Annotated in this window: 21 protein-coding genes and 1 tRNA gene; 17 read left to right on the top strand and 5 right to left on the bottom strand. The window is 69.4% G+C overall.

The features are described 5' to 3' along the window. Positions 1–51 precede the first annotated feature (51 nt). Positions 52–1,047 (top strand): VldE C-terminal domain-containing protein, encoded by a 996-nt coding sequence (locus ABT304_RS00575; RefSeq protein ID WP_350712858.1) that lies wholly within the window; start codon positions 52–54, stop codon positions 1,045–1,047. Between the two features lie 156 nt (positions 1,048–1,203). Here the strand turns inward: ABT304_RS00575 and ABT304_RS00570 are convergent, their stop codons facing one another. Next, positions 1,204–1,587 (bottom strand): winged helix-turn-helix transcriptional regulator, encoded by a 384-nt coding sequence (locus ABT304_RS00570; RefSeq protein WP_350712857.1) that lies wholly within the window; start codon positions 1,585–1,587, stop codon positions 1,204–1,206. Between the two features lie 45 nt (positions 1,588–1,632). Between ABT304_RS00570 and ABT304_RS00565 the strand changes: the two genes are divergently transcribed. Further along, positions 1,633–2,214: a hypothetical protein gene (locus ABT304_RS00565; protein WP_350712856.1), complete on the top strand. Its 582-nt coding sequence runs from the start codon at positions 1,633–1,635 to the stop codon at positions 2,212–2,214. Between the two features lie 119 nt (positions 2,215–2,333). Here ABT304_RS00565 and ABT304_RS00560 read toward each other — a convergent pair whose 3' ends face one another. Next, entirely contained in the window at positions 2,334–3,176 is an 843-nt protein-coding gene (locus tag ABT304_RS00560; protein WP_350712855.1) for an SDR family oxidoreductase, read from the bottom strand. Positions 3,177–3,268: 92 nt separating this feature from the next. Here ABT304_RS00560 and ABT304_RS00555 point away from each other — a divergent pair, with 92 nt between their 5' ends. From ABT304_RS00555 to ABT304_RS00530, 6 genes are all read left to right on the top strand, one after another. Then, positions 3,269–3,730 carry an Rrf2 family transcriptional regulator gene (locus ABT304_RS00555; protein ID WP_160028336.1) on the top strand — a complete coding sequence of 154 codons (462 nt, stop codon included), beginning with the start codon at positions 3,269–3,271 and terminating at the stop codon, positions 3,728–3,730. Positions 3,731–3,865: 135 nt separating this feature from the next. Next, positions 3,866–5,260 carry a CitMHS family transporter gene (locus ABT304_RS00550; protein WP_350712854.1) on the top strand — a complete coding sequence of 465 codons (1,395 nt, stop codon included), beginning with the start codon at positions 3,866–3,868 and terminating at the stop codon, positions 5,258–5,260. A gap of 17 nt (positions 5,261–5,277) precedes the next feature. Beyond that, on the top strand, positions 5,278–6,522 hold the full coding sequence (locus ABT304_RS00545) for a deoxyguanosinetriphosphate triphosphohydrolase (protein WP_350712853.1): 1,245 nt from the start codon (positions 5,278–5,280) through the stop codon (positions 6,520–6,522). Positions 6,523–6,561: 39 nt separating this feature from the next. Beyond that, positions 6,562–6,879 carry an ArsR/SmtB family transcription factor gene (locus ABT304_RS00540; protein ID WP_350712852.1) on the top strand — a complete coding sequence of 106 codons (318 nt, stop codon included), beginning with the start codon at positions 6,562–6,564 and terminating at the stop codon, positions 6,877–6,879. Then, positions 6,876–7,355: an SRPBCC family protein gene (locus ABT304_RS00535; RefSeq protein WP_350712851.1), complete on the top strand. Its 480-nt coding sequence runs from the start codon at positions 6,876–6,878 to the stop codon at positions 7,353–7,355. The genes ABT304_RS00540 and ABT304_RS00535 overlap by 4 nt, the downstream gene beginning before the upstream one ends. Positions 7,356–7,360: 5 nt before the next feature. Beyond that, positions 7,361–7,990 carry a maleylpyruvate isomerase family mycothiol-dependent enzyme gene (locus ABT304_RS00530; RefSeq protein ID WP_350712850.1) on the top strand — a complete coding sequence of 210 codons (630 nt, stop codon included), beginning with the start codon at positions 7,361–7,363 and terminating at the stop codon, positions 7,988–7,990. 8 nt (positions 7,991–7,998) lie between these two features. Here the strand turns inward: ABT304_RS00530 and ABT304_RS00525 are convergent, their stop codons facing one another. Beyond that, a complete protein-coding gene (locus tag ABT304_RS00525) occupies positions 7,999–9,387 on the bottom strand; it encodes a GntP family permease (RefSeq protein WP_350712849.1) in 1,389 nt (462 codons plus the stop codon). Between the two features lie 66 nt (positions 9,388–9,453). Between ABT304_RS00525 and ABT304_RS00520 the strand changes: the two genes are divergently transcribed. Together ABT304_RS00520 and ABT304_RS00515 are read left to right on the top strand one after the other, a co-directional pair. Next, positions 9,454–10,386: a 2-hydroxyacid dehydrogenase gene (locus ABT304_RS00520; protein ID WP_350712848.1), complete on the top strand. Its 933-nt coding sequence runs from the start codon at positions 9,454–9,456 to the stop codon at positions 10,384–10,386. Positions 10,387–10,470: 84 nt separating this feature from the next. Then, positions 10,471–11,262: a carbon-nitrogen hydrolase family protein gene (locus ABT304_RS00515; RefSeq protein ID WP_350712847.1), complete on the top strand. Its 792-nt coding sequence runs from the start codon at positions 10,471–10,473 to the stop codon at positions 11,260–11,262. Between the two features lie 7 nt (positions 11,263–11,269). Here ABT304_RS00515 and ABT304_RS00510 read toward each other — a convergent pair whose 3' ends face one another. Continuing rightward, a complete protein-coding gene (locus tag ABT304_RS00510) occupies positions 11,270–11,956 on the bottom strand; it encodes a class E sortase (protein ID WP_350712846.1) in 687 nt (228 codons plus the stop codon). A gap of 48 nt (positions 11,957–12,004) precedes the next feature. On the opposite strand from ABT304_RS00510, the gene dnaG reads away from it, so the two are divergent. The 5 genes from dnaG to ABT304_RS00485 all read left to right on the top strand — a co-directional run bounded on the left by dnaG (position 12,005) and on the right by ABT304_RS00485 (position 18,901). Then, a complete protein-coding gene (gene dnaG, locus ABT304_RS00505; RefSeq protein ID WP_160028354.1) occupies positions 12,005–13,888 on the top strand; it encodes a DNA primase in 1,884 nt (627 codons plus the stop codon). A 66-nt stretch (positions 13,889–13,954) separates the two neighbouring features. Next, a tRNA-Asn gene (locus tag ABT304_RS00500) sits at positions 13,955–14,030 on the top strand. A gap of 306 nt (positions 14,031–14,336) precedes the next feature. Then, positions 14,337–15,239, top strand: coding sequence for a formyltetrahydrofolate deformylase (gene purU / locus ABT304_RS00495; protein WP_350712845.1), 903 nt, complete (start codon positions 14,337–14,339; stop codon positions 15,237–15,239). Between the two features lie 29 nt (positions 15,240–15,268). After that, positions 15,269–17,758, top strand: coding sequence for a GcvT family protein (locus tag ABT304_RS00490; protein ID WP_350712844.1), 2,490 nt, complete (start codon positions 15,269–15,271; stop codon positions 17,756–17,758). 585 nt (positions 17,759–18,343) lie between these two features. Beyond that, positions 18,344–18,901: a hypothetical protein gene (locus ABT304_RS00485; protein WP_350712843.1), complete on the top strand. Its 558-nt coding sequence runs from the start codon at positions 18,344–18,346 to the stop codon at positions 18,899–18,901. Positions 18,902–19,231: 330 nt separating this feature from the next. On the opposite strand, the gene ABT304_RS00480 is transcribed toward ABT304_RS00485, so the two are convergent. Beyond that, positions 19,232–19,906, bottom strand: coding sequence for a GntR family transcriptional regulator (locus ABT304_RS00480; RefSeq protein WP_350712842.1), 675 nt, complete (start codon positions 19,904–19,906; stop codon positions 19,232–19,234). A 109-nt stretch (positions 19,907–20,015) separates the two neighbouring features. Here ABT304_RS00480 and glyA point away from each other — a divergent pair, with 109 nt between their 5' ends. After that, on the top strand, positions 20,016–21,311 hold the full coding sequence (gene glyA, locus ABT304_RS00475; RefSeq protein ID WP_350712841.1) for a serine hydroxymethyltransferase: 1,296 nt from the start codon (positions 20,016–20,018) through the stop codon (positions 21,309–21,311). Beyond that, entirely contained in the window at positions 21,311–22,528 is a 1,218-nt protein-coding gene (locus ABT304_RS00470) for a sarcosine oxidase subunit beta family protein (protein ID WP_350712840.1), read from the top strand. The genes glyA and ABT304_RS00470 overlap by 1 nt, the downstream gene beginning before the upstream one ends. Positions 22,529–22,540 lie beyond the last annotated feature (12 nt).

Here is a 22,540-nt window from a genome sequence, read left to right as displayed (position 1 = left end):
GCCACCAGCCACAGAGGCGATTATCGAGCTGTCCGCAGAACCAAGAACGCCGTGGCGACCGCAGGGATCGTCACGTTCGCGACCAGTGGTGCGATGGCCGCAGGCGCGGCCGCGGCGAACCCCGGCGTGGTGATCTCCGAGGTGGAGGAGAAGTCCGGACTCCGGCTGCCGTCGCTGGCCGATCGCCGCATCGAGGCCGAGGCCGAGGCCGCGGCGAAGGCGAAGGTTCCGGCGCTGCCCACGACGCGGGAGGACACCCGGATGTCGAACGACCGCCGCGAGGTCACCGGCCGGGAGACGACGGTCAGCCGCAGCGGTGAGCGTGGGGGAGAGGCGGCGACCAATGCGCTGAGCGAGGTTGCCACGATCGAGTCGCTGATCGAGCGGCCGACGTCGGTCAGCGGTGGAGCCCAGAAGGCGGTGCTGCGCTACGTACAGGACGACGTCACCGTCTACGCCTCCTACGGGAAGCGCGCCAAGGAGCTCGGCGAGCTGAAGCTCGGGCGCGCGGTCTACTACACCGGCCGCGACGAGGGTGGCCGCCAGGAGATCGTCCTGGAGGGCAACCCGGTGTGGATCCCCGCGGGCAACCTCGGCAAGACCAAGCCCGAACCCCCGCCGGAGCCCACTCCCACGCCGACCCCCACGCCCTCCCCGACGCCGTCGGAGGACGCCCCGGCAGGACTCGACTTCTCGGCCTGCGGTGACTCGTCGGTCGAGGACGGTCTGGTCCCCGACGCGGTCGACCTCTACCGCGCCGTCTGCAACGCCTTCCCCGCGGTCGCGTCCGGCACCACGTACGGCTACGACCCGCACGGCGAGCACATCAACGGCAAGGCGCTCGACTTCATGACCGACGACAAGGAGCTCGGCGACGCCATCGCTGCCTTCGTCCAGGAGCACGCCGCGGCGCTGAACATCTACGACATCATCTGGTACCAGCGCATCTGGACCCCGGTCCGAGCCGACGAGGGCTGGCGCCCGATGGAGGACCGCGGCGACCCGACCGCCAACCACTACGACCACGTGCACGTAGCCGTCAACTGATTCGCCGAGTCGGCTCGTCCTGACCGATTACACCGCCGAGTCGGCGCGTCATGACGCGCCGACTCGGCGGGATTTATGGTCAGGACGAGCCGACTCGGCGACGCCGGGTGCCTCGACGTCGAGTGCCGGTGGCCGTCCACCACCTGCGCGCACGGCCTACGCGATCATGTCGGCGCAGCTCATCGTCGTGTTCGGCGTGGCCGTGCCGCCGGTGCGCTGCAGGTGCGCCTCGCCCCACACCCTGACTCCTTCGACGACGGGCAGGACGGTGGCCCCGTACGGAGTGAGCCGGTAGATGACGGGTGCCGGAATCGGTCCGGTCTCCACACGTTCGACGAGCTCGTCGGCTTCGAGCTCGCGTAGCTGTTCGGCCAGCACCTTGGCCGTGATGGGCGCGGCCCTGCGGCGGAGGCCCGCGAAGTGGGACTCTCCGTGGGCGAGCCAGTAGAGCAGGGTCAGCTTCCACTTGCCACCGATCGCGGTGAACGCCGCGGCCATCGGGCAGCCCGGCAGCGGATTCGGGCGAGAGGGGTTACCCACAGGTGCCTTCTTGTTCACGGTTGCGCTCCGCTCGATAGTCGGACCATGACCATTCCATTCCGAAGAATTCTCAACGTAGCCCTTTTCGCCGCCCTGGTGTGCGTGGTGGCGGCATCGGGTGTCGCTGCACCGACATCCGCCTCGTCGACCGTCGCCGACGGCCAACGGGACTTCGACTGGGAGATCGGTACCTGGCGCTCCAGCGTGCAGGTCCTCGCCGACCCGCTCTCGGACTCACCGGACGAATGGCTCGAGTTCACCGGCACCAGCACCGTACGTCCGCTCATGGACCGGCAGGCCAACGTCGTCGAGTTCGAGGTGTCGGGACCGGCCGGGCGGATCGAAGCGCTCAATCTGAGACTGTACGAACCGCAGGCGCAGCGGTGGAGCCTGACCTTCGTCAGCATGCGCGACGGCCTGCTCACCCCGGCGGTGCGCGGCGGCTTCCGCGACGGCGTCGGCGAGTTCTACGGCGACGACAAGCTCGGCGACCGTCCGATCAAGGTGCGGTTCCTCATCACCCGCGTGAGCCAGGACGAGGCGAGGTTCGAGCAGGCGTTCTCGGCCGACGGCGGAACGACGTGGGAGACGAACTGGATCGCCGTGGATCACCGAATCCGACGTTGAAGGACCCAGGCGTGAACGTCCGAGTCGGCGCGTCTGCCCCAGAATGCTGGGACAGTCGCGCCGACTCGGCGTCGTGAGGCGGGGCAGTTGCGCCGACTCGATGGGGCTGGGCCGGAAGGTCAGACCAGGGCGCTGAGAGGGGTGGGCTTGCGGCCGCCGACCTGCTCGACGACGTCGGTGACGGTGGCGAGCTTGCCGAGGCGGGTCGCGGTGCCGAACGAGGTGAGCAGCGGGGCGATGAAGTCGGGGAGCCCGGCGGAGACCAGGCCGGCGGTGTAGGCCTCGTCGTCGACCTGGACGACCTCGACCGGCTTGCCGGACTTCTGGGTGGCGAGCTCGGCCAGGTCGGCCGCGGTGTAGGCGTGCGGGCCGGTGACGTCGTACGCCTTGCCCTCGTGTCCCTCGCCCGTCAGGACCCCGGCGGCAACAGCCGCGCAGTCGGCCCGGGTGACGTAGGCCGCGCCGCCGTCGCCGGTGTTGGTGACCAGCTGCCCGGCCGCGGCGGCCTGGGCGACGGAGTCGACCTGCATGTCGGCGTAGAGGTTGTTGCGGAGCATGGTCCAGGCCAGGCCGCTCTCGCGCAGCGCCTCCTCGGTGGCGGCGTGGTCGGCGACGACGCCTGCCGGGTTGTCCGCGGTCGGCCCGGAGACCGAGGTGTAGGCGATGTGGCGCACGCCCGCCTTGACGGCCGCGTCGATCGCGGCGAGGTGGCCCTCGACACGGGCGCCGACGGCGTCGGTGGAGATCAGCAGTACGCGCTCGACGCCGGCGAAGGCCTCGACCAGCTCGTCGGGCTTGCCGAAGTCGGCGGCACGGACGTCGGCACCGCGCTCGGCGTAGTCGGCGAGCTTCGCGGGGTCGCGGGTGAGGAGCACGAGCTCGGCGGGGTCGACGGTGGTGAGGAGCTGGTCGGCGACGAGGCGGCCGAGCTGGCCGGAGGCGCCGGTGATGGCGATGGTCATGGGAGTCCTATCGGTTGTGCCGTAACTGTAATCACGGCGATGACGGTTTCATAAATGTAGTCATACCGATGGCAATAAGGCAAGATGGGGGTATGGCTGCCCCGACGAACACCCGTTTCGCGGTGGCCGTCCATGTCCTGACGTACCTCGCCTCGTGCGCTGCCGCCGGCCGCACGACCCCCGTCAGCTCCGACGAGCTCGCCGGCAGCACCGCGGTCAACCCGGTCCATGTGCGCAAGGTGCTCGGTCCGCTGCGTACGGCTGGTCTGGTTCGGTCCCGTCCCGGCGCCCACGGGGGATGGGAGCTGGCGGTCGACCCCAAGACGGTGAACCTGGCCCAGGTGTGGCAGGTGCTGCAGGGTGACGACCAGGTCCTCGGGATCCATGGCCCCAACCCCGCCTGCGCGGTGGGTGCCAACATCCAGGGTGTCCTCGTCGACCTCGACCGCCGGGTCGCCCGCGCCGTCCTCGACGAGCTCTCGGGAATCACGCTCGACGACGTCATGTCGACGGCCGGTTTCAACGCAGAGGACTTCGCGATCCTGCTGCCCTGAGGGCCGTCTCGCGCTTGACCGCAACGACCACAACGTCCGTTACGACGGCAACGTTGACCTGTGGTGCGCGTCACCCGCAGTCTCGGGTGTCACCACGTGACGGTCAGCACACGGCGTACAGAACCAGGATCGGCAATGCTCGTAGCACTCGGCTTCATGATGGTCGCCCTCTTCATGTTCCTGATCATGTCCAGACGGGCGACCCCGGTCGTCGGCCTCATCGCGGTGCCGGTGGCGTTCGGCATCGCCGCGGGCGCCGGGCTGGGCATCGGCGACATGATCGTCGACGCGGTCAAGGAGCTCGCACCCACTGCGGCGATGCTGTTCTTCGCGATCATCTTCTTCGGGATCATGATCGACGTCGGCCTGTTCGACCCGCTGGTCAAGCTGATCCTGCGGATGGTCGGCTACGACCCGATGCGTCTGGTCGTCGGGACCGCTGTCCTCGCGATGGTCGTCTCGCTCGACGGCGACGGGTCGACCACGTTCATCATCGTGACCTCCGCGCTGCTCCCGCTCTACCTGAAGCTCGGGGTGAGCCCGGTCGTGCTCACCGTGGTGGCCGGCCTCGCCAACGGTGCGATGAACATCCTCCCGTGGGGTGGCCCGACGGCCCGCGCCGCTGCCTCGCTCGGTGTCTCCCCGTCCGACGTGTTCGTGCCGATGATCCCTTCGATGATCGCGGGCCTGGCCGTCGTGCTGGTCTTCGCCGTGCACCTGGGATACCTCGAGCGCCGCCGGATCGGCTCGCTGGAGCTGACCGAGATGACCCGGGCGACCGAGGGGCGGGTGCTGGTCGGTGCCGGTGCCCCCGCCTCGGCCTCGGCGGGTGCAGGAGGCGGCTCGGGCGACGACGCGGAGGACGACGAGGCCGACTGGTTCGCGGAGGGGCTCGACCCGAAGCGCTCGACGCTGCGACCGGGGCTGTTCTGGTTCAACGCGCTCCTGACCGCCACGCTGCTGGTCGTCCTCGTGGTCGACGTCCTGCCGATCCTGGTGCTCTTCATGGTCGCCGCCGCGATCGCGCTGGTGGTGAACTTCCCGCAGGTCAAGGAACAACAGGAGGCGATCACCCGGCACGCCCCGAGCATCGTCTCCGTGGTGGCGATGGTGTTCGCCGCGGCGGTGCTGACCGGAGTGTTCCAGGGGACCGGCATGGTCGAGGCGATGGCGCGCTGGCTGATCGACATCATCCCGCCCGCGCTGGGTCCGCACATGGCGGTGATCGCCGGCGTACTCAGCCTGCCGTTCACCTTCTTCATGAGCAACGACGCCTTCTACTTCGGCGTCCTCCCGGTGCTCTCCGAGGCGGCCTCGACCTACGGCATCGCTCCGGAGGAGATGGCGCGCGCCTCGATCACCGGTCAGACCTTCCACATGCAGAGCCCGCTCGTTCCGGCCATCCTGCTGCTGGTGACCCTGGCGCGGGTGCCTCTCGCCGATCACCACAAGAAGGTGCTGTGGCGCGCGGCTGCGGTGTCGCTCACGATGCTGGCCATCGGGGTGCTGACCACGGCGATCCCGCTGTAGCCGATAGCCTCCTGGATGTGGAGCTATATGGGGCCGCCGACCGCGAGCGGATCGTCGCCGAGCCGCCCAAGCGGGTCGTGGCGCCGGAGCGTACGCAGTTCGAGCGCGACCGCGCCCGCGTGGTGCATGCCGCCTCGACCCGGCGGCTGGCGGCGAAGACCCAGGTCGTGGGACCGCAGGCCGACGATTTCGTACGCAACCGGCTGACCCATTCGCTCGAGGTCGCCCAGGTCGCGCGGGACCTGTCCCGTGCCCTGAACGGGCCGGACTCGCCGCAGCCCGACATCGCCGAGACCGCGGCGCTCGCCCACGACCTCGGGCACCCACCGTTCGGGCACAACGGCGAGAACGTGCTCGCCGAGCAGGCGAAGGGCATCGGTGGGTTCGAGGGCAACGCGCAGACGCTGCGCATCCTGACGCGGCTGGAGGCGAAGACCTTCGACGTCGACGGGCGCTCGGTCGGGCTCAACCTGACCCGGGCGACGCTGGACGCCTGCACGAAGTATCCGTGGGGCTTCGGTGAGCGCAAGGGGTCCAAGTTCGGGGTCTACGAGGACGACCTGCCGGTCTTCACCTGGCTGCGCGCGGCCGATGCCGGCCAGCGGCAGTGCGTCGAGGCGCAGATCATGGACCTCTCCGACGACGTCGCCTACTCCGTCCACGACGTCGAGGACGGCATCGTCGCCGGCAAGATCGACCTCGCCCGCCTCGACCTCGACGGGGTCGCCGCTACCGTGGCCGACTGGTACGTCCCGGGCTTCGACCGCACTCTCGCGGTCTCGACCATCGCCGACCTGAGTGCCGCCGGCTGCTGGATCCCCGAGGGTGCCGCGTACGACGCCTCTCGCCGGTCCCGGGCCATGCTCAAGAACTTGACCTCCGACATCATCGGCCGGTTCTGCGGAGCGGTGCGGGAGGCGACGTACGCCGCCGGCGGCGGTCCCTACGTCCGCTACGGCGCCGACCTGGTGGTGCCGGAGCAGACCCGCCTGGAGATCGCGCTGCTGAAGGGGATCGCGGCGCACTACGTGATGCGCACCGACGAGCGGGCCGTGAAGATGGACCGCCAGCGCAACCTGCTCGGCGAGCTCCTCGAGCATCTCGTCGCCACCGGACCGGACGACCTCGACCGGCAGTTCGCCGACGACTGGCACGCCGCGGCCGACGACGCCGCCCGGCTCCGCGTCGTGATCGACCAGGTCGCCTCGCTCACCGACATCACCGCGCTGTCCTGGCACGAACGGCTCTGCCGGCGCGCGTGACCGTTGCGGGCACGACATTTAAGCGTTACCTTAAATGTCGTGACCGATGCCTGGTACGCCGTCTCCGACTCCACCCGCCGCCAGATCCTGGCTCGCGTGGCCGCCGGGCCGTGCTCGGTGGGGGAGCTCACCGACGCCCTGCCGGTGAGCATGGCCGCGGTGTCCCAGCACCTCAAGATCCTGCGCGAGGCCGGGCTGGTGTCGATGACGCCGGCCGGTCGCCGCCGGATCTATCAGGCCCGGATCGAGGGCCTCGCCGAGCTGCGCGCCGAGCTGGATACCTACTGGACCCAGGCGTTGCATTCGTTCAAGCAGGTGGCTGAGGACAGCTACCAGGAGCAGAAGGAGCAGTCATGAGCACCACCCGCGACAAGACCTCCGTGGACCTGGAGATCACCGTCGACGTCCCGGTCGAGCACGCCTTCAAGGTGTTCACGGAGGACTTCGACAGGATCAAGCCGCGCGAGCACAACATGCTTCCCGTCGAGATCGCCGAGACGGTGCTGGAGCCACGGGTCGGCGGTCGGGTCTACGACCGCGGCGTCGACGGCAGCACCTGTCAGTGGGCACGCGTCCTCGCCGTCGAACCGCCCCACCGGCTGGTGATCTCCTGGGACATCACCCCCGGCTTCCAGCTCGAGCCGGACCCGTCGCGGTGCAGCGAGGTCGAGTTCACCTTCACCGCGGTGGGAGCCGAACAGACCCACGTACGCCTCGAGCACCGCCACCTCGACCGGCACGGCGCCGGGTGGCAGGGGTGGCGTGACCGGGCCGCTGGATCGGACGCCTGGGGGATCTATCTGGAGCGCTTCCGGGCTCTCGCGCAGGCGTGATCGGGGTGGACCGCACCGCGCTCGCGACGGCCGAACGGAAGGATCTCGCCGACTTCCTCGAGACGCTCGAGCCGGAGCACTGGGAGCGGCCCTCGCTGTGCAGCGAATGGACGGTGCGCGAGGTCGTCGCGCACCTGATCAGCTACGAGGAGATCGGGCTGGGCGAGTTCGCCGGGCGCTTCCTGCGTGCCGGGTTCCGGTTCGGCCGGATGAACGCCCGCCGGCTCGAGGAGTTCGGTGCCCGGGCTCCGGCCGAGCTGGTCGCCTACGTGCGGGCGCACGCCCGACCGGCCGGCCCCACAGCGATGGCCGATGCCAGGATCGGGCTGACCGACGGCCTCATCCACCACCAAGACATCCGCCGGGCGCTCGGACGGCCGCGCGAGGTGCCGGCCGAACGGCTCGCGCCGGTGCTCGACTTCGCGCTGATGGCGCCGCCGCTCCCGGCCAGGCGCAACGTACGCGGCCTGCGCCTGGTGGCCACCGACCTCGCCTGGTCCCACGGGAGCGGCGAGGAGGTCACCGGGCCGGGCGAGGCGCTGTTGATGGCGGTCTGCGGGCGGGCTGTCGCCCTGCCCGAGCTCGGCGGGCCGGGGCTGGCGACCCTCGAGCGCAGGGTGCGACGTACGGGCTGAGACCGGAGCTAGGGAACGACGATCCAGAGCGCCGAGGCGATCACGAAGACCGAGAGACCGAGGGTGGTCTCCAGGACCGTCCAGGTCTTCAGGGTGGTGATGACGTCCATCCCGAAGAAGCGGCTGACCAGCCAGAACCCGGAGTCGTTGACGTGGGAGAGGACGGTCGCGCCGGCCGCGATGGCGAAGACGAGCAGGGCGATGTCGAAGTTGCCCAGTCCGGCGGCAGCGACCTGGGCGGAGATCAGGCCGGCGGTGGTGGTCAGTGCGACGGTCGCGGAGCCCTGGGCGACCCGGAGCAGGGTCGCGATCAGGAACGCCTGCACGATGAGCGACAGCCCGAGATCGGAGAGCGAGGTGGACAGCGCCTCCCCGATGCCGCTGATGCGGAGCACGCCGCCGAACATCCCGCCCGCGCCGGTGATCAGGATGATCGCGCAGATCGGGCCGAGCGCCTGGTCGAGGATGTCGCTCGCCCTGCCGATGGGGAACCGGCCGGGGGAGAGTACGAAGATCGCGACGAGCACGGTGATCAGCAGCGCGATCGGGGTCTGGCCGATGAGGATCAGTGCGCTGGCCCAGGTGGCGTCTTCGCTGACCGAGCCGGCGGCGATCAGCGTGCTGACGACCGTGTTGAGGCCGATCAGGACCAGGGGCAGAGCCAGGAGGAGCACGACGGTGGCGAACGGCGGGGGAGCGGTGTCGCTCTCCGCCGCAGCCTCCGCATCACGGGTCGCGAAGAGGTTGGCCGGCTCCGGGTTGTATCGGGCGCCGAGCCTGGTGCCGACGAGGTAGGCGCCGGGGAACCAGGCCAGGACGGCGACCGGCACCCCGATCAACAGGGTGAGCCCGATGTCGCCTCCCAGCTCAGTGGCCGCGGCGACCGGGCCCGGGTGGGGCGGCACGACCGCGTGCATCGCCGCGAAGCTGCCGGCGGTGGGCAGTGCGTAGACCAGGATCGAGCCGCCGAAGCGCCGTGCGACCGCGAAGATGATCGGCAGGAAGACGACCAGGCCGGCGTCGAAGAAGATCGGGAACCCGAAGATCAGCGCGGCGATGCCGAGCGCGAGCGGGGCCCGCTTCTCGCCGAACGCGCCGATGAGCGTGTCGGCGAGCACCTGCGCACCGCCGGTCACCTCCAGCAGCCTCCCGAGCATCACGCCGAACGCCACCAGCAGCGCCACCGAGCCGATCGTGGCGCTGAATCCCGCCAACATCGCCGCGGGCACGTCGGCGACCGGGATCCCGGCCACGACCGCGGTGACCGCGCTGACCAGCACCAGCGAGATGAAGGGGTGCAGCTTGACCTTGGCGATCAGGATGAGGAGTACGGCGACAGCCACTGCGGCGATCAGGAGCATCACCCAGGTGGGGTGAGCGGGGGCCAGCGGATCCATGGCGGTCACCCTAGCGACGGGGCGTGACTTAGATCACCCCTCCCGGGGTATGGGAGAGTCTCCGGTGTGAGCGATCCCCTCGTCTGGCTGCCGTTCGACCCGTCCGAGCTGGGCAAGGTGCCGGCAGGCCTCCGCTTCGAGCTCTTCGACCACACCCGCTTCACCGGTGGCGAGGTGGAGGTGCCCGACTCGGTCGGCGAGGTGGCCTTCTACCTGCCGCCCTACATGCTCGGCTCGCGCATCTTCGACGTCGTCAGCCAGATGACCTCGCTCCAGGTGGTGCAGCTGCTCACCGCGGGGGTCGACGCCGCCCGCGGCCACATCCCGGAGGGCGTGACCCTCTGCAACGGCCGCGGCATCCACGACACCTCGACAGCCGAGCTCGCCGTCACGCTGATCCTGTCGTCGCTGCGGGGCATCCCCGGCCACGTACGCCACCAGGACGAGCACGCCTGGCGGCCGGGCTGGTTCCCCTCGCTGGCCGACAAGCGGGTCCTGATCATCGGGTACGGCGCGATCGGCCGCGCCATCGAGGCGCGGCTGCTTCCGTTCGAGACCGAGGTGGTCGGGGTCGCGAGGACCGCCCGGGACGGCGTCCACGGCTTCGGCGAGCTCGACACGCTCGTACCCGAGGCCGACGTGATCGTGCTGGCCACGCCGCTCACCGACGAGACCCGCGGCCTCGTCGACCGCAAGTTCCTGGGGCAGATGAAGGACGGCGCGCTGCTGGTCAACGTCGCCCGTGGCGGTGTCGTCGCCACCTCCGACCTGGTCGCCGAGCTCGCCACGAAACGGATCCACGCGGCGATCGACGTCGCCGAGACCGAGCCGCTCCCGGCGGAGAGCCCGCTGTGGAGCTCGCCCAACCTGCTCATCACCCCGCACGTCGGTGGTGCGTCGAGCGCGATGTGGCCGCGCGCCTACCGGGTCGTACGCGAGCAGCTCGAGCGGTTCGCCGCGGGCGAGCCGCTGGCCAACGTGATGTCGGGCGCCTATTGAGATAGTCCAGGGAGCTTCCGTCGGTTACTGGCCAGTAGAGCGACGGAAACTCCCTGGACTATCCCGCCAGGTAGGCTCGCCAGGGTGCTTCAGGTAGCAGTCGTCCAGGAGATGGCGGTTCCAGGTGATCTGGTCGCCAACGTCGAGACCGCTGCAGACCGGGTACGCGAGGCGGCGGCGAAGGGAGCGCGGCTGGTCGCGCTGCCGGAGACCTTCACGACGTCGTGGGACCTCGACGCCTTCGACGGCCCGCTGCCCGCGCTCGAGGACACCGCCTGGCTCGCCCCGGCGCAGGCCGCGGTGGACGAGACCGGTGCGGTGCTCGTGCTCAACTCGCCCCTCGCCCAGGCCGGACGACGGGCGATCACCAGCCTGGTCATCGCGCCGGGGGAGGAGCCGGTCGCGGCGTACGACAAACAGCACCTCTACCCGCCCGAGGTCGAACGTTTCGAACCCGGCCAGCACGGTACGACGATCGAGATCGACGGCGTCCGGGTGGCCCTGTCGGTCTGCTACGACGCCAACTTCCCCGAGCACGCCGCCGCCGCGGCCGCCGACGGCGCGATCCTCTACCTCAACACCGGTGCCTACTTCCCCGGCGGAGGTCACCGGCGCGACCTGCACTACGCCGCCCGGGCGCTGGACAACTCGATGTACGTCGCCTTTGCCGGTCTCGTCGGCGGGCCGTTGGGCCTCATCGGCGGCTCCGCGGTCTACGACCCGCTCGGCCGGCCGGTCGAGCGGCTCGATGACGCCACTCCTGGGATGGTCGTCGCCACGATCGACCCGGCCGAGGTCGCGCGCGTACGGGACGAGCAGCGGATGTGGGCCGACCACCGAGCCGACCTCGGCCCGCGGCGTACGCTCCGTCTTTAGCCGTCCGTCAGCCGGCCGGCTCCTCGGCGACGAGCCTGCCGAAGGCGACCAACCGGTAGTCGGTGTGGAAGAGCTCGGAGCAGGTGGTGAGCGTGATCAGCCGCTGGCCCTCGATCTGCTCGGGCTCCGCCCCGTCGATGTCGGGATTGTCGGGAAGCGGGTCCGTGACCCAGACCGATGTGAACGGCACGATCAGGTCGTCGCCATCGGTGGTGAGGGCGTAGACGTACGTCTTCTCCCTGGTCAGCACACGGATCTCGTCGCCTTCGCGGAGCTCGGGGAGGTCGCGCAGCGGCTCGCCGTGGGTGATCCGGTGGCCGGCGAGCGCGAAGTTGCCGACCTCGCCGGGCCCGGCGGTGCCGGAGAAGTGTCCGACGCCGGCGCCCAGGGCCCGGTCCGAGGTGCCTTCGAGGACCGGGATCCGGTAGTCCTCGCCGAAGCGGGGGATCTCGATGAGCGCCTCGGCCGCACCGAACTCGGTCGTGGCCTCGGCCCGGCCCGAGTCCCACGCCTTCTCGATCGTCGAGGTCGCTTCCTGCTGGCGTTGCTTGCTGATGATCGTGGTGCCGTAGAGCTCCCAGGCGGTGTAGCCGAGGAGCCCCACACCGGCCAGGACCATCGTGAGACCGAGCCAGAAAGTCGCCCGGCGGGCCCGTGGTCGGGTCGGCGGTCGGGCCGGTGTGGTGGTGGACATCAGGTCAAGCATCTCAGGCCGATCCACGGCCCCGTAGGATCAGACGTTGTGGCGGGCCGCATCAAGGAGACGAGCATCCAAGAGGTGCGCGAGAAGGCACGCCTGGACGACATCGTCTCCCAGTACGTCACGCTGCGCCGTGCGGGCCCGGGGACCTACAAGGGCCTGTGCCCGTTCCACGACGAGAAGTCGCCGTCGTTCAACGTGAACCCGTCGCGGGGCTTCTTCAAGTGCTTCGGCTGCCAAGAGGGCGGCGACGTCATCGACTTCGTGATGAAGCTCGAGGGACTCAGTTTTTTCGAGGCGGTCGAGCGGCTCGGCGACAAGGTCGGCGTGCAGGTCCAGCGTGAGGAGGGCGACGAGGCGCCGGTGCGGCGCGGCCCCGGTCGCGGCAAGCTGGTCGAGGCCCACAAGGTCGCCGCCGAGTTCTACGCCGAGCAGCTGCTGACACCCGACGCCGTCGTCGCGCGGCAGTTCCTCGCCGAAAAGGGCTTCGACCGCGACGCGGCGCTGCACTTCGGCGTCGGCTTCTCGCCGCGCGGAGGAGAGGACCTCTACCGCCACCTGCGTGCGCGCGGGTTCTCGGACGAGGAGGTCGTCACCGCCGGCCTGGTCGCGCACGGGCGGTCGCACTACGACCGGTTCCGCGGTCGGCTGATGTGGCCGATCCGGGAGTCGGGTGGCGACGTCATCGGCTTCGGTGCCCGCCGCCTCTTCGATGACGACCGCATCGAGGCGAAGTACCTCAACACCTCCGAGACGCCGATCTACAAGAAGTCGCACGTCCTCTACGGGATCGACCTGGCCCGCAAGGAGATGGCGCGCACCCGCGAGGCCGTGATCGTGGAGGGCTACACCGACGTGATGGCCTGCCACCTCGCCGGCATCACCACCGCCGTGGCGACCTGCGGCACCGCTTTCGGCGACGACCACGCGAAGGTGCTGCGCCGGTTCATCTCCGACGACCAGCAGCTGCGTGGCGCGGTCGTGTTCACCTTCGACGGCGACGCCGCCGGTCAGGCCGCGGCGCTGAAGGCGTTCAAGGGCGACGGCAACTTCACCTCGCAGACCTACGTCGCCGTCGAGCCCGACGGCCTCGACCCCAACGACCTGCGGATCAAGAAGGGCGACGAGGCGGTCCGTGAGCTGCTCGCCAACCGCGTCCCGCTCTACGAGTTCGTGCTGCGCAACGTCGCCTCCAAGTACGACCTGGACCGTGCCGACGGGCGGGTCGATGCCCTGCGTGAGGCAGCCCCTCTGGTGGCCTCCGTGCGCGACGAGTCCAAGAAGATGGGCTTCACCCGCGATCTGGCTCGCTTCCTCGGCGTCGATCCCGACGACGCGGCCCGAGAGGTACGCCGCGCCGCCGGCCGTCCCGCGCCCTCGGCTGCTCCGTCGCGGCGCGAGCCCGCCGCCGCTCCCGAGGCTCCCGTTGCGCCGCAGCGTCCGCCCATGCCCCATCCGCGCGAGCCGCGCTTCACGGTCGAGCGCGAGACCCTGAAGCTCTTCGTGCAGCACCCTGTCGCCCTGGGGCGCACCACCGGCGAGATCACCCCCGAGGCCTTCACCCACCCCCTCTACCGGGCGCTGTGGGAGATCATCGCCGGTCTCGGTGGTCCCGGTGCCGGCACCGGCGACGCCGGCTGGGCCCAGAAGCTGGGTGCCGCCGCCTCGGACCCGCTCGTCAGCCGCATCCTCGCCGAGCTCGCGGTAGAGCCGATCCCGTCCGCGAAGGAGCCGGATGCTGCGTACGTCCTGCAGTACGTCGTACGCCTCCTCGAGCTCCTCGACCAGCGCCGCATCGCCGAGGTGAAGAGCCGCCTGCAGCGCTCCGACGCAGCCGCCGACCCCGAGGCGTACAACCGTCTTTTCGCCCAGCTGGCCGCCCTGGAACAGCACCGCCGCGGCCTCCGCAACCTGGTCGCCGAGTGACGGCCTGCCGATTTCCGATCGCCGCCGCCGGGTTGCTAAGGTTTCACCCGCGCCGCAAGGTGCAATTCCCCTGTAGCTCAATTGGCAGAGCATTCGGCTGTTAACCGGAGGGTTGTTGGTTCGAGTCCAACCGGGGGAGCCAGAAAAGGGCCGCTGACCAGGCAAAACGCCAAGGTCAGCGGCTCTCGTCATTTCGATCCAAGGCCGTTTCTCCCGGAATTCACCGGGCATCGGTGTTCGCTGCTGATGCGTAGGGCCGGCTCGCGGCCGATCGCGGAGGTCTCCCGCGACCCTGGCCCGTCTGGCTGACGCCTGGCTCAGCGGCTCTCGCTCACCGTGCTCAAGCCATTGTTCCAAGGCGCCAGACCCTTGACGGCGGTCTGAGAGCCGTTCTACGATCATTCTGATATATGAGTTGTGTATCATTACCGGCAACCAGGAGCCCAGCATGACCATCAGCCCGCCAAGCTCGACCGCCGTTGCGTCCGTGGCGACCGCGCCCACCGCGACGACCAACGTGCTGACGCTGTCCTGTCAGGAGCGCCCGGGGATCATGCAGGCGGTCACGAGCTTCCTGTACGACCGCGGGTTCGACATCCTCGAGCACCAGCAGCACGACGACCGGGTGGGGGAGCTGTTCTTCCTCCGGACCGCGTTCGCGTCCGTCGACGGGGCGGACGTCGATGAGCTCACCGCCGCGTTCGGTCCGATCGCGGACCGGTTCGGCATGTCGTACGCGTTCCACGACGAGCGCAAGCCGCGACTGCTGGTCATGGTCTCCAAGTTCGGCCACTGTCTCAACGACCTCATCTTCCGGTGGCGCGGGGGGACACTGGGGGCCGAGATCGCTGTCGTCGCGTCCAACCACGAGGATCTTCGGCCCATGGCGGAGGCGGCCGGACTGGAGTTCATCCACATCCCGGTCACGCCCGAGACCAAGCCGCAGGCCGAGCAGCGCATGCTCGACCTGGTCGAGGAGTACGACGTCGACCTGGTCGTGCTCGCCCGCTACATGCAGATCCTCTCGGACGGCCTCTGCCGCCAGCTCGAGGGTCGCGCGATCAACATCCACCACTCGTTCCTGCCCGGCTTCAAGGGGGCCAAGCCCTATCACCAGGCGCACGAACGTGGCGTGAAGCTCGTCGGCGCCACCGCTCACTACGTCACCGCTGACCTCGATGAGGGACCCATCATCGAGCAGGAGGTCAACCGGGTCGACCACACCTACACACCGCAGGCCCTGGCCACCGTCGGTCAGGACGCCGAGTGCCTCGCACTCTCGCGCGCCGTCCGCTGGCACTGCGAGCACCGCGTCTTCATGCACGGCTCCAGCACCGTCGTGTTCCGCTGACCACCAACCCGAACCTCACGGAGAAGCTCATGACGTCCTCGCCCCGCACAGTCATCATCGGCGCCGGCATCGTCGGCACGAACCTCGCGGACGAACTCGTGTCACGCGGGTGGTCCGACATCACGGTCATCGAACAGGGCCCCCTCAGCCTGCCCGGCGGCTCGACCTCCCACGCGCCCGGTCTCGTCTTCCAGATCAACCCGTCGAAGACGATGACCCTGTTCGCCAAGTACACCGTGGAGAAGTTCCTGTCCCTGGAGAAGGACGGGGTGAGCTGCTTCAACCAGGTCGGTGGCCTCGAGGTCGCGACCACCGAGGCCCGCGTTGCCGAGCTCTACCGCAAGCTCGGCTACGCGAAGTCCTGGGGGATCGAGGCTCGGGTGATCGGTCCTGCCGAGTGCAAGAGCCTCTACCCGCACATCGACGAGTCGCAGGTCCTCGCGGGTCTGCACATCCCCAGCGACGGTCTGGCCCGGGCGGCGCGCGCCGTCGACCTGCTCATCGAGCGTACGCAGGCGGCCGGCGTCACCTACCTCGAGCACACCGCGGTGACCGGAGTGCTCCAAGAGGGCGGTCATGTCACGGGCGTCGAGACGACGAACGGCGTGGTCGAGGCGGACATCGTCGTCTCCTGCGCCGGCTTCTGGGGTGTCGAGGTGGGGAAGATGGCGGGCACCGACGTGCCGCTCCTCCCGCTCGCCCACCAGTTCATCAAGACCACGTCGGTGCCGGTCCTGGCCGGCAAGCACGAGGCGCCCGACGGCGCGACCCTGCCGATCCTGCGACACCAGGACCAGGACCTCTACTTCCGGGAGTGGGGCGACGCCTACGGGATCGGCTCGTACGCCCACAAGCCGATGCCGTACGTCGCCTCGGATCTCGGCCCGACCCCGGAGCACGTCGACCACGACAACATGCCGTCGCGGCTCGACTTCACGCCCGAGGACTTCGAGGGCCCGTGGGACGAGTGCCGCAAGTTGCTCCCGTGCCTCCAGGAGACGGAGATCGCGGAGTCGTCGTTCAACGGCATCTTCTCGTTCACGCCCGACGGCGGCTCGCTCGTCGGTGAGTCCCGCGAACTCGACGGCTTCTGGGTGGCCGAGGCGGTCTGGGTGACCCACTCCGCCGGGGTCGCCCGGGCGGTGGCCGAGGTGCTGACCACCGGTCGGTCGCAGTACGACCTCGCCGACCTCGAGCTCAACCGCTTCGAGGAGACGCAGCTGGCTCCGGCGTACGTCAGCGAGACCTCGCAGCAGAACTTCGTCGAGATCTACGACATCCTCCACCCGCTGCAGCCCAAGGACTCGCCCCGTGACATCCGGGTCAGCCCCTTCCACGCCCGTCAGGTCGAGCTCGGCGCCTTCTTCCTCGAGGCCGGGACCTGGGAGCGGCCGCACTGGTACGAGGCCAACGCAGCCCTGCTGGACGAACTGCCGGAGGAGTGGAAGTCGCCGACGCGCGACGACTGGTCGGCCCGCTACTACTCTCCGATCGCGGCCGTCGAGGCGTGGAAGACCCGCACCGCGGTCGCCATGTACGACATGACGCCACTGCGCCGCCTCGAGGTCTCCGGACCCGGCGCCGAGACCCTGCTGCAGCGGCTCACCACCGGTGACGTCAGCAAGAAGCCCGGTGCGGTGACCTACACCCTGTTCCTGGACGAGCAGGGCGGGATCAAGAGCGACATCACCGTCGCCCGGCTCGAGGACGAGCTCTATCAGGTCGGCGCCAACGGCACGGTCGACCTGGCGTACCTGCGGCGGGAGGCGCGCAAGCTGCGTTCCGAGAACCCCGCGCTCGCCGCCCATGTCCGCGACATCACCGGCGGCACCTGCTGCATCGGGCTGTGGGGGCCGCTGGCCAGGGACCTGATCGCCAAAGTCAGCACGGACGACTTCACCAACGACGGTCTGAAGTACTTCCGCGGCAAGCGGGCCTCCATCGGCGGGATCCCCGTCACCGCCCTGCGCCTGTCCTACGTCGGCGAGCTCGGCTGGGAGATCTACGCCTCCGCCGAGAATGGCCAGAAGCTGTGGGACGTGCTGTGGAACGCCGGCCAGGAGCACGGTGTCATTGCCGCCGGGCGGGCCGCGTTCGGCGCGCTCCGGCTGGAGAAGGGCTACCGGTCCTGGGGTGCCGACATGACCACCGAACACGACCCGTACGAGGCGGGCGTCGGCTTCGCGGTGAAGTCCGCCAAGGAGGACTTCGTCGGCAAGGCGGCCCTCCAGGGTCGCTCGGTGGAGACCTCGGCTCGCCGGCTGCGCTGCCTCACCATCGACGACGGCAAGTCCATGGTGCTCGGCAAGGAGCCTGTGCTGTCGGGCGAGACGGCGGTCGGGTACGTCACCAGCGCGGCGTACGGCTTCACGATTGGCAAGCCGATCGCCTACGCCTACCTGCCGGCGGAGATCGGCGAGGGCGACCAAGTCGAGATCGAGTACTTCGGCCAGCGGATCGCGGCGACGGTCACCCCGGAGCCGCTCTTCGACCCCACGATGAGCCGCCTGCGCGGCTGACCCGACGGGTCGAGATCGGGCGCCGGCCGGGTGGGCCGGCGCCCGATCTCGCATCGCCGCAACGGTGGCAACATTTGTCTCGGTACTCATGACAAGTGCTGGCTGGCGCGCTGGCCGCACGCGAATCTCTCGTACAACATCTGTCGCCTGTTGGATGACAATTGTTGTTCGAGCTCGCCGGAGACGCGTCCGAGGGATGGGCCGCTGAGCAAGGACACCAGCGAGGGGTACCGCGACTGGCGCGGGATGAGCAGGCCGCAGTGTGGGTGCCCGGCGCCGGGCCGGCTCTGTGTCAGCCGGTTCTTGACCCCCGGCTCGGGCCCGGATTGAATCGGCTTTACTTACATGAGCGCTTGTGAAGGGGTCAATCGGGTGACCGAGTTCAGGTTCTGGCGTGTAGCGACGGTGATCGTCGCGCTCTCCTTGTTCGCGACGGCATGCCAAGGGGGCGAAGGGGCAGCGGCCGGTAAGGCCGAGCCGACGAGTAGTCCGTCGAGTAGTCCGTCCGAGGAGGGATGTCTGTCCTGGTCGGTGCCCTGTTCTCGGGGGCCGTCGGGGTCGCCCACGCCCGACGTTTGGCCGCCGGTGTCCACGATCTCCTACAAGTCAGCCGCCGTCAGGCTGCCGGGCAAGGGGTGGACTGCGGTGCCGGAGGGCGAGGACATGGCGGTGATGCCGGCAGGAGCCTTGGACGAACGGACTTCCAAGAGTGCGGCCCTCGTCTATGACGACAGCGATCCCGACCGGCGTAAGAGCAAGGCGACGGTCAGTCTGGAGATCGACAGTTACGACCCGCACGCCGAGGGCAATGACCTCGACGTCGACTACATGCGTCGCGAGGTCGCCAAGATCGCCTTGGACATCCAGGAGGGCGGAGGCCCGGTGACTCAGAAGCCGTCGATCACCAAGGACGGTGTGGTCTACGACGTCATCGCCTCGGGCATGAAGTCTGGGTTGAAGAAGAACCCCAACAAGATCCTCCAGTGGCGGTGGGAGTACATCGGAGTTGTCATGCGCAAGGGCGGCAACGAGGCAGCGGGCATCAAGACGGTCATCGAGTGTCGAGGCGAGTTCTACTCAGAGCAGAAGTGCGCGAAGCTGGCGAACGACGTGTTCGCCACGCTGCAGGTGAAGAAGCGGTGACGGCCTAGACACCCTCCCCGGCAGGTGCCTCAACCCACGGCGGTCACCTATCTCTGGGGCACCACTCTCGACCGGAAGCCGGCGCCCATGGCCGGCGACCAGCTCTCCGGGTCGAGGAGAGGTAGCGGCAGCGCGGCGTACGCCGATCGCACTCGTCGACGTTCGATGCACGTTCGTCTCGGTCGAGCGGGTGCTTGATCCGCGGCCGGCCCGCGAGCCGGTGATCGCGTTGTCGAACAACGCCGGGTGTGGTCTCGCGCTTGGACGAGGCTGAGGCGCTTGGGGTGCGGATGGGCGATCCGTGGTTCGAGCCCCGCGAGAATCCTGCGTTCAGAGAACGCGGCGGATCTCGGTCGCGAAGCCGTCGATGTGCTCGCGGGTCAGCCGCTCGGCGCGTTCGGCGTCGCCGTCGGCGATCGCCTCCAGGAGCGTGGCGTGCTCGGAGATGTGGGATGCCAGGTCCGGGAGCTTGTCCACGACCAGGCACCAGATCCGGGTCGCCAGGTTGTCGTAGCGGACCAGGACGTCCTCGAGGTGCCTGTTGCCCGTGGCGCGGTAGATCATCCGGTGCACCGAGATGTCGAGCCGCATCAGGGTGGGCCGGTCGTCGCCCGACGGATCGAGACCGCGAACCCGCTCGGCCATGGCGCGCAGCTCGGCCCGCATCTGGTCGGTCGCGGCGGTCGCCGCGCGGTGGGCGGCGAACGGCTCGAGCTGCTGGCGCAGGTCGGAGATGGCGCCCAGCTCGGTGACGTCGACCGGCGTCGCGAACGTGCCGCGGCGCGGGTAGGAGACGACCAGATGATCGGTCTCCAGGCGTTTGAGGGCCTCGCGCACCGGCGTACGGCCGAAGCCGAGCGAGTCCGCGAGCCGGCCGTCGTTGATCGGCTCGCCGGGCCTGATGTCGAGCATGATCAGCCGGTCCCGGATGCGCTCGTAGGCCGCGTGCGCCAGCGAGATCGTTGCGCCGATCGCCGGCCGGGCGGGCGCCTGAACGTCGGTCATACCAAGTCACCGCTTTCTGATCTGGGCCGTTGACAGGTGTTCGCTACCCAGCATACTGTTGATCCCGAACTGATATATCAATCGTACTTCAAGAGTTTGGGAGTTCATCGTGGTTGACGTCTTGACCGCCTCGCTCGCAGACCTCGACCCCGAGGTCAGCGCGCAGATCGACGCCGAGCTGAGCCGCCAGCAGACGACGCTGGAGATGATCGCCTCGGAGAACTTCGCTCCCGCCGCCGTCATGGAGGCTCAGGGTTCGGTCCTCACCAACAAGTACGCCGAGGGCTACCCCGGCCGTCGCTACTACGGCGGCTGCGAGCACGTCGACGTCATCGAGCAGCTCGCCATCGACCGCCTCAAGGCGCTCTTCTCCGCGGAGTACGCCAACGTGCAGCCGCACTCGGGTGCCCAGGCCAACGCCGCCGCGATGTTCGCCCTCCTCGAGCCGGGCGACACCATCCTCGGCCTCTCGCTGGCCCACGGCGGTCACCTCACCCACGGCATGAAGCTCAACTTCTCCGGGCGCCTCTACCAGGTCGTGCCGTACGAGGTCAGCCGCGAGGACTTCCTGATCGACATGGCCGAGGTCGAGCGCCTGGCCCTCGAGCACCGGCCCAAGCTGATCGTCGCCGGCTGGTCCGCCTACCCCCGGCAGCTCGACTTCGCGGAGTTCCGCCGGATCGCGGACCTGGTCGGCGCCCGCCTCATGGTCGACATGGCGCACTTCGCCGGCCTGGTCGCGACCGGCCTCCACCCGAACCCGGTGCCCTTCGCCGACGTCGTCACCTCGACCACGCACAAGACCCTGGGTGGCCCGCGCGGTGGCGTCATCCTCACCAACGACCCCGCCATCGCCAAGAAGATCAACTCCTCGGTCTTCCCCGGCCAGCAGGGCGGGCCGCTCGAGCACGTCATCGCCGGCAAGGCGGTCGCCTTCAAGGTCGCCGCGGAGCCCGAGTTCCGCGAGCGCCAGGAGCGTACGCTGCGCGGTGCCCGCATCATCGCCGAGCGGCTGCTCGCCGACGACGTCGCGGCCGCGGGAGTCTCGGTGGTCAGCGGGGGCACGGACGTCCACCTGGTGCTGGTCGACCTGCGCGACTCCGAGCTCAACGGCCAGGAGGGCGAGGACCGGCTCCACCGCATCGGCATCACCGTCAACCGCAACGCGGTGCCCTTCGACCCGCGTCCGCCGATGGTCTCCTCCGGCCTGCGGATCGGCACGCCGGCCCTCGCCACCCGTGGCTTCGGCGACACCGACTTCAGCGAGGTGGCCGACATCATCGCGGCCGCGCTGAAGGACGACTTCACCGACGAGACGGCCGACGCGCTGCGCAGCCGCGTCACGAACCTCGCCGAGAAGCACCCGCTCTACCCCCACCTCATCGAGTCGAACGGAGCCGAGTGATGGCAGACCTGCTGCCCGAGCACCCCGACTTCCTCTGGCGCAACCCGGAGCCCAAGTCCTCCTACGACGTCGTCATCATCGGCGGCGGCGGACACGGCCTGGCGACGGCGTACTACCTGGCGAAGAACCACGGCATCACCAACGTCGCCGTCCTCGAGCGGGGCTGGCTCGCGGGCGGCAACATGGCCCGGAACACGACGATCATCCGGTCCAACTACCTGTGGGACGAGTCCGCGGCGATCTACGAGCACTCCCTCAAGCAGTGGGAGGTGCTCCCCGAGGAGCTCGACTACGACTTCCTGTTCAGCCAGCGCGGCGTGCTCAACCTCGCCCACACGCTGCAGGACGTACGCGACTCGGTGCGGCGCTGCGAGGCCAACCGCCTCAACGGGATCGACGCGGAGTGGCTCGACGCCGACCAGGTGAAGGAGGCCTGCCCGATCATCAACGTCAGCGACAACATCCGTTACCCGGTCCTCGGCGCGACCTACCAGCCCCGCGCGGGCATCGCCAAGCACGACCACGTCGCCTGGGCGTTCGCCCGCAAGGCAGACGAGCTCGGGGTCGACCTGATCCAGGACTGCGAGGTGACCGGCATCGTCAAGGACGGCAACCGGGTGGTCGGTGTGCAGACCAGCCGCGGCACCATCGCGGCCGGCAAGGTCGCGCTGTGCGCGGCCGGGCACTCCAGCGTCCTCGCCGAGATGGCGGGCTTCGACCTGCCGATCCAGTCGCACCCGCTCCAGGCGCTCGTCTCCGAGCTCCATCAGCCGGTCCATCCCACCGTTGTGATGTCGAACCACGTCCACGTCTACGTCTCCCAGGCCCACAAGGGCGAGCTGGTCATGGGCGCGGGCGTCGATGCGTACAACGGCTACGGGCAGCGCGGCGGGTTCCACGTGATCGAGGAGCAGATGGCGGCCGCCGTGGAGCTGTTCCCGATCTTCGCCCGTGCGCATCTGCTCAGGACCTGGGGCGGCATCGTCGACGTCACGCCAGACGCCTCCCCGGTCGTGAGCAAGACGCCGATCGACCAGCTCTACGTGAACTGTGGCTGGGGGACCGGTGGGTTCAAGGGCACGCCGGGCGCCGGCTGGACGATGGCGCACACGATCGCCCACGACGAGCCCCACGAGTACAACGCACCGTTCGCGCTGGAGCGATTCAGCACCGGTGCCCTCATCGACGAGCACGGCGCAGCCGCCGTCGCCCACTGAAAGGAGCCGACG

Origin of the sequence: Nocardioides sp. NPDC000445 (assembly GCF_040300245.1) — a bacterium.
Lineage (GTDB): Bacteria > Actinomycetota > Actinomycetes > Propionibacteriales > Nocardioidaceae > Nocardioides.
This window is presented reverse-complemented; position numbering and strand designations above follow the sequence as displayed.